This is a genomic window from Hungatella sp., assembly GCF_046966825.1.
Genome location: NZ_JBKVCZ010000086.1, coordinates 23,957 through 30,486, shown reverse-complemented (window position 1 = coordinate 30,486; position 6,530 = coordinate 23,957). Strand labels below are relative to the sequence as shown.

The following is a 6,530-nucleotide window of genomic DNA, read 5'->3' as shown; positions in this document are numbered from 1 at the left end:
GTATAAAATCATCTCCCGGATCAGGAATTCTTTTTTTCGCTGACTTCGTCGAGAAGCAGCTTCGGCTCGGCCACCAGAGAGTAATTCGTGTGGTAAATGACGAATCCCGGCGCAGCACCGGCCACTTTCCGGATATGCTTTCTCTGAATGTAGTCGATCTCCACCTTCTCGTTCTCCCGGCCCTTGGAGTAGTAAGCGGCCAAGGCGCCGGCCTCCTCAAATACGTGGTCGGGCAGCTCTTTTCCCTCCGTCTTTACAATGACGTGGGAGCCGGGAATGCCCTTTGCGTGGAACCACCAGTCGCCGCCATTCGCCAGCTTGAAGGTGAGTTCGTCGTTCTGGTAGTTGTTCTTGCCGACGTAGACGTGAAATCCGTCTGAGGTGATATAATGAAACGGACGGCTGGTGATTTTCGGTTTCTTGTCTCCGGCGCGTCTGTGCTTGATGTAACCGTACTCCATCAGTTCTTCCTTGATCTGAACGAGATCTTCTTCCTTCAGCGCGATATCAAGCGCAGCACTGACCGATTCCAGATGATCGATTTCCCGTTTCGTTTCCAGGGTCTGTTCCGACAGGGCCTCGTACGTCCGCTTCAGTTTGTTGTATTTATCAAAAAACTTCTGAGAATTTTCCCGGGCCGACAGCTGGTCATCCAGCGGGATAGTGATTTCCTCGTTCGTATAGTAGTTCAGGCAGGTGAGCTTTTTCTCGCCGCCCTCCAGCTCATAGCCGTACGTGTTGAGCAGTTCACCGTAGACCTTGTATTTGTCGCGTTTTTCCGTATCCTTTAACTGCTTCATCTGAAGGTCATACTTTTTATAGTTTCGCTCCAGAGCGGTCTGGACGATTTTCCGCAGGTCCACGGACTTCTGGCGGATTCTCGTTAAGATGTTCCGGGACGCATAGTATTCCTCCAGCAGCGTGCTGATGGAATCGTAAGTTACGGCCTGGTACTTTTCTCCTTCAAAACAGGTAAGCGGTAGAGCGGAAAATTCCACCGGTTCGTTCTGGTAATAAATAATGTTCGGGGTGAAGCTGCGGCTTTTCACGTCGTCCATCATCAGGGAAAACATATGGTAGAGATGGATGAGCTCTGCCTCCGTCAGTTCATTGGCTGACACATCGCCGTCGATGGAGGCCAGATGGCAAAGCTCCGTGCCGACGATCGGGCTGATGCCTGTCAGCTTCATATAGAGCGCTTTCTGTACCGGCGCGGCCGTGTGGCCGATCAGTTCCGTAAATTCCGCCTCCGATATGGTGAGCGGGTCTTTTTTCTCCACGGTCTGCGGGATAAAATAGGGCCGTCCGGGCAGAACCTCACGAACGGAGCTGACCTGGGCCGAAATATGCTTGATGCTGTCGAGAATCATGTCTTCGTCATTGCAGAAGATAATGTTGCTGTGCTTGCCCATGATCTCAATATAGAGTTTCTTGATCCGCTTGTCCCCCAGTTCGTCGAGATGCTCGATCTCCATGCAGATGATACGCTCCAGCCCCGGCTGGCTGACCCTCATGATACGGCCGTTTCCAATATGCTTTCTTAAGAGCATACAGAAATTGGGCGCTGTCATAGGGCTCTGCTTGTTCTGCTCCGTAAAGTAGAGAAGCGGAAGACTGGCGCTTGCCGAAATGAGCAGGCGCCATGTGTTTTTTTGATTTTTGACTGTAAACAGCAGTTCATCCTTTTCCGGCTGGGCGATCTTCGCTATCTTTCCGCCCTCCAGCCGATTACCGATTTCCGCTGTGAGACTGGCCATTACAGTTCCGTCTAATGCCATTGTCGTACCTCGATCCTTCCGTGTTCATGTCTTCTAATATCCGTGTCTGTCTGGTATTCATGTCCGCCTAATGTTCATGCCCTTCAAACGAGTCTAAGTCCGCCTCTGTATCATCGCCGTCCTCGCCGTGATTCATGAATTCCCTGGCGCTGACACGGTTCCTTAAGCGTTCTTCCTCCACCTTCTCGGAGAGCATCTCCTTTACGTGGTCGCTGTCTTTAATATTGGTAATTCTTAAGCATTTTAAATCCAGATCCGTGCTGTCAATGTGAATCGTACCCAGTCCGAAAATCCTCTGGATAATATTTTTGCTCAGACTGATATTTAAAATGCGGTAGAGGCGCACTTCCTCTTCCTTCGTATTTAAAAAGCCGGTCTCTACAAAAAGACGGCCCTCGTCCATTCCATATTTCGTAAAGGTCCATGGGAGTCCGCACCAGAGACGCTTTCTATCGTACCAGATCATACTTTCCTTCTTCATAGCTGTTCTCCTTTTTAACTGACTGAATGAAACTGGCTATATTATACTATGGAATCCACCTTTCGTCCAGTTGTAACAGTTCACTCCCCGCCTGCGGGCACACAGGCGGGGCGCTGTCCAGAAAACTATTTGACTTGTTTTTTATTATGACTTATAATGGATGGTATCTATGGCGAAAGGAAGGCACAAGGAATGATAAAAAGCATGACAGGTTTTGGAAGATTCGAAACCGTCACGGATGAATATAAGATTTCCGTCGAGATGAAGGCGGTCAATCACAGATATCTGGATTTAAGCATCAAGATGCCAAAGAAGTTCAATTTTTTTGAAGCCGGAATCAGGAATCTGCTGAAGAATTATATCCAGCGCGGAAAAGTCGACGTATTTATTACTTATGAAGACTACACGGAGAACAAGCTGTGCTTGAAGTATAACAGCGCGCTTGCCGCCGAATATATGGATTATTTTGCCAGGATGGAGACTCAGTTTGGTATACGAAATGATGTGACAGTGTCCACACTTTCCAGATGTCCGGAAGTTCTCTCGATGGAGGAGGTTCCGGAAGATGAGGAACACATGTGGAAGCTTCTGTCCGAGACGGTTGAAGAGGCCGCCAGACGGTTTGTTGAGACCAGAGTCACGGAGGGTGAGAATCTAAAGGCTGATTTACAGGGCAAGTTAAACTTTATGACCAGTCTTGTGGATTTTATCGAGGAGCGCTCCCCGCGGATTATGGAGGAGTACCGCACCAAGCTGGAAGACAAGGTAAAAGAACTGCTTTCCAATACGACCATTGATGAAGGAAGAATCGCCACGGAGGTGACGATCTTTGCCGATAAGATCTGTGTGGATGAAGAGACCGTACGTCTGAGAAGCCACATTGAGAATACGAAGGCGGAGCTGGCAGCCGGCGGCAGCGTGGGAAGGAAACTGGATTTCATTGCCCAGGAGATGAACCGGGAGGCCAACACCATTTTATCGAAGGCCAATGATTTGGAGATTTCGGATAAGGCCATTGCGCTGAAGACCGAGATCGAGAAGGTAAGGGAACAGATTCAGAACATAGAATAGAGTACAGACGCTGAGTAGAGGCGCTAAGTGCTCATAACGAGGTGGAAACTTATGAACGAACATGGTGTGCTGGCAGTCATATCGGGATTTTCAGGCGCCGGAAAAGGCACCCTTATGAAGGCTCTGCTTGAGAAGTATGACAATTATGCGTTATCCATATCCGCTACCACCAGGAATCCCAGAGAGGGAGAAGTGGATGGACGGGAATATTTTTTTGTGACGGAAGACCGCTTTAAAGAGATGATGGAACAGGATGCGCTGATCGAATACGCGCAGTACGTCAATCATTACTATGGAACTCCGAAGGAGTATGTATTAAGCCAGATGGAACAGGGAAAAGACGTGCTTTTAGAGATTGAGATTCAGGGCGCTTTAAAAGTAAAGGAACGTTTTCCGGAAGCCATCCTGATCTTTGTCATGCCGCCCAACGCGGAAGAATTAAAGAGACGCCTGATCGGCAGAGGCACGGAAAGCATGGATGTGATCAATGCAAGACTTCGCCGGGCAGTGGAAGAGGCGGAGGGCATGGATTCCTACGATTATATCTTAATCAATGATGAAATCAGCTCCTGTACAGAGCAGCTTCATAAGATGATTGCGGTACAGCACAGCAGAGTTTCAAATAATTTGGCATTTTTATCCCAGATCAGGGAAGAATTAAAGAATATATAGCTATCAGGAAAGGGGAATGAAAGATGTTACATCCATCTTATTCAGATTTAATTAAAGTAGTAAACAGCGAGGTAGAGCCAGGAGAACAGCCGGTTGTTCAGAGCCGTTATTCCATCGTGATCGCCGCTGCAAAGAGAGCGAGACAGATCATCGGAGGAGCAGAGTCTGATCTTCCAACCGCTGGAAAGAAGCCGCTTTCCGTTGCCGTAGAAGAATTATATGACGGTGATGTAAAGATATTAAGCGAAGCAGATGCAACGGAAGAAGACGATTGATAAGGCACTGTTAAGAAACAACTTGGACAGATGATGTAGGATAAAGCTTCATGCGCAAGGCGGAGGAATGAGGCGTACGGAGTACGCCGATTGACGACAACGCGGCGTATGGAGCTTTAGACAAATCAGATGGCTGCGTTACTTCTTAACAGTGCCCGGGGTTGAAGGCCGTCTCCACATTGGCAGAGATGGCCTTTCGATTTTCCATTCACCGTGGTGTTACGGACAGCAGCACGTCCGCCAGTTCACTGGCCGTGTGGATTGAAACAAAGATACGTAATGAATGATACAATAATACAATGATAGAAATACAATGATACAAATACATGATACGAAATAAAGATACCCAAAAGACATACGAAAAGACAGGAGTTATAATATTTTATGAAATTACTATGCATTTCGCTGGGCTGTGATAAGAACCTGGTGGATACGGAGATGATGCTGGGGCTTTTAAACAAGGACGGCTATACCTTTACGGATGACGAGTACGAGGCGGATGTCATTGTCATCAACACATGCTGCTTCATCGGTGACGCCAAGGAGGAGAGCGTTAACACAATCCTCGAGATGGCGCAGATGAAGGAAGTGGGTAAGTGTAAAGCGCTGATCGTTACCGGCTGCCTGGCTCAGCGCTACAAACAGGAGATCATCGATGAGATTCCGGAAGTCGATGGAATCCTCGGTACCACCACCTATGACGAGATATCCCATGTGCTGGCCGAGGCGCTTGGCGGCAGGGAGCACGTCCAGTGCTTCCACGATCTGGATCTCATTCCTGAGGTGAAGACAGAACGGGTGATTACCACCGGAGGCCATTACGCATTCTTAAAGATTGCCGAAGGCTGTGACAAGCACTGTACCTACTGTATTATTCCCAGCCTGCGCGGTAATTTCCGCAGTGTTCCCATGGAACGGCTGGTATCGGAGGCACAGTCACTGGCCGATCAGGGTGTAAAGGAACTGATCCTGGTAGCCCAGGAGACGACGCTGTACGGCGTGGATCTCTATGGAAAGAAGTCGCTTCCGGAGCTTTTAAAGAGACTCTGCCGCATTTCCGGCCTTCAGTGGATCCGGATTCAGTACTGCTATCCGGAGGAGATCACCGATGAGCTGATCGAAACCATAAAAACAGAGGAAAAGGTCTGCCATTATCTTGACATGCCGATTCAGCATGCCAGCGATACCATCCTGCGCCGCATGGGAAGGAGAACTTCCAGAGAGCAGTTAAAGGAGATCGTTGGTAAACTTCGCAGTGAGATTCCCGATATCGCAATCCGTACGACCCTCATATCCGGATTCCCGGGAGAGACGGAGGAGGATCATGAGACGCTGATGGAATTCGTGGATGAGATGGAGTTCGAGCGCCTCGGCGTGTTCGCTTACTCTGCGGAGGAAGACACTCCGGCGGCCGGATTCCCGGATCAGATTCCGCAGGAAGTGAAGGAAGAACGGCGCGATGCCATCATGGAGCTGCAGCAGGAAATCTCCTTTGACCATTCTCAGTCCATGATTGGAAGATCCCTGGATGTCATGATCGAAGGCAAGGTTGCCGATGAAAACGCCTATGTGGGACGAACCTATATGGACGGCCCCGGCGTGGACGGCATGATTTTCATCCAGACCGGCGAGGAGCTGATGTCCGGAGCCTTTGTAAGGGCCAGGGTGACAGGCGCGCTGGAATACGATTTAATAGGGGAGATAGAAGATGAATTTACCGAATAAACTGACGATTCTTCGAATCATCATGATTCCGTTTTTTGTACTCTTTATGCTGCTTGACGGCGGTGTGAGCCAGACGTACCGCTATATCGCCGCGGTCATTTTCATCGTAGCCAGCTTTACAGACTTACTGGATGGAAAGATCGCCAGGAAATACAATCTGGTAACCAACTTTGGAAAATTCATGGACCCGCTGGCAGACAAGCTTCTGGTCTGTTCCGGCTTAATCTGTTTCGTCGGCCTTGGCCAGCTTCCGGCCTGGTTCGTGATTATCATTATCAGCCGCGAGTTCATCATCAGCGGCTTCCGTCTGGTAGCGTCTGACAACGGTGTCGTGATTGCCGCCAGCTACTGGGGGAAATTTAAGACCGTCTCTCAGATGATTATGTCTGTGCTGCTGATTGTAAATATCCCGGCACTGTCCATTCTGACCACCATTTTCAGCGTCATCGCGCTGGTTCTGACAGTGGTTTCACTGATCGATTACATTGCGAAAAATTATCGTGTTCTTACGGAAGGGAGTCTGTAAAT

General features: G+C 49.0%; 7 protein-coding genes. 5 read left to right on the top strand and 2 right to left on the bottom strand.

Features of this window, described 5'->3' with window-relative positions:
* Positions 1-20: 20 nt before the first annotated feature.
* Positions 21-1,778: an NFACT family protein gene (locus tag ACLTD4_RS22350; protein WP_117620759.1), complete on the bottom strand. Its 1,758-nt coding sequence runs from the start codon at positions 1,776-1,778 to the stop codon at positions 21-23.
* Positions 1,779-1,845: 67 nt separating this feature from the next.
* Entirely contained in the window at positions 1,846-2,259 is a 414-nt protein-coding gene (locus ACLTD4_RS22345) for a PH domain-containing protein (RefSeq protein WP_055652710.1), read from the bottom strand.
* A gap of 192 nt (positions 2,260-2,451) precedes the next feature.
* Between ACLTD4_RS22345 and ACLTD4_RS22340 the strand changes: the two genes are divergently transcribed.
* The 5 genes from ACLTD4_RS22340 (at position 2,452) to pgsA (ending at position 6,528) form a co-directional block, all read left to right on the top strand.
* Positions 2,452-3,330, top strand: a complete 879-nt coding sequence (locus tag ACLTD4_RS22340) for a YicC/YloC family endoribonuclease (RefSeq protein ID WP_117620758.1) — start codon at positions 2,452-2,454, stop codon at positions 3,328-3,330.
* Positions 3,331-3,381: 51 nt separating this feature from the next.
* The gene (gmk, locus tag ACLTD4_RS22335) at positions 3,382-4,002 is read left to right on the top strand and encodes a guanylate kinase (protein WP_029466287.1); all 621 of its coding nucleotides are present in this window, start codon (positions 3,382-3,384) and stop codon (positions 4,000-4,002) included.
* Between the two features lie 23 nt (positions 4,003-4,025).
* Entirely contained in the window at positions 4,026-4,277 is a 252-nt protein-coding gene (rpoZ, locus tag ACLTD4_RS22330) for a DNA-directed RNA polymerase subunit omega (protein ID WP_002604174.1), read from the top strand.
* Positions 4,278-4,661: 384 nt separating this feature from the next.
* On the top strand, positions 4,662-6,002 hold the full coding sequence (gene rimO, locus ACLTD4_RS22325) for a 30S ribosomal protein S12 methylthiotransferase RimO (RefSeq protein ID WP_117620757.1): 1,341 nt from the start codon (positions 4,662-4,664) through the stop codon (positions 6,000-6,002).
* Positions 5,986-6,528: a CDP-diacylglycerol--glycerol-3-phosphate 3-phosphatidyltransferase gene (pgsA, locus tag ACLTD4_RS22320; RefSeq protein ID WP_002604172.1), complete on the top strand. Its 543-nt coding sequence runs from the start codon at positions 5,986-5,988 to the stop codon at positions 6,526-6,528. Before rimO ends, pgsA begins: the two co-directional genes overlap by 17 nt.
* Positions 6,529-6,530 lie beyond the last annotated feature (2 nt).

What these genes read in the sequence shown, in the direction of transcription:
- ACLTD4_RS22350 (WP_117620759.1), bottom strand. Translation starts at nt 1,778, where the DNA reads ATGGCATTAGACGGAACTGTAATGGCCAGTCTCACAGCGGAAATCGGT.
- ACLTD4_RS22345 (WP_055652710.1), bottom strand. Translation starts at nt 2,259, where the DNA reads ATGAAGAAGGAAAGTATGATCTGGTACGATAGAAAGCGTCTCTGGTGC.
- ACLTD4_RS22340 (WP_117620758.1), top strand. Translation starts at nt 2,452, where the DNA reads ATGATAAAAAGCATGACAGGTTTTGGAAGATTCGAAACCGTCACGGAT.
- gmk (WP_029466287.1), top strand. Translation starts at nt 3,382, where the DNA reads ATGAACGAACATGGTGTGCTGGCAGTCATATCGGGATTTTCAGGCGCC.
- rpoZ (WP_002604174.1), top strand. Translation starts at nt 4,026, where the DNA reads ATGTTACATCCATCTTATTCAGATTTAATTAAAGTAGTAAACAGCGAG.
- rimO (WP_117620757.1), top strand. Translation starts at nt 4,662, where the DNA reads ATGAAATTACTATGCATTTCGCTGGGCTGTGATAAGAACCTGGTGGAT.
- pgsA (WP_002604172.1), top strand. Translation starts at nt 5,986, where the DNA reads ATGAATTTACCGAATAAACTGACGATTCTTCGAATCATCATGATTCCG.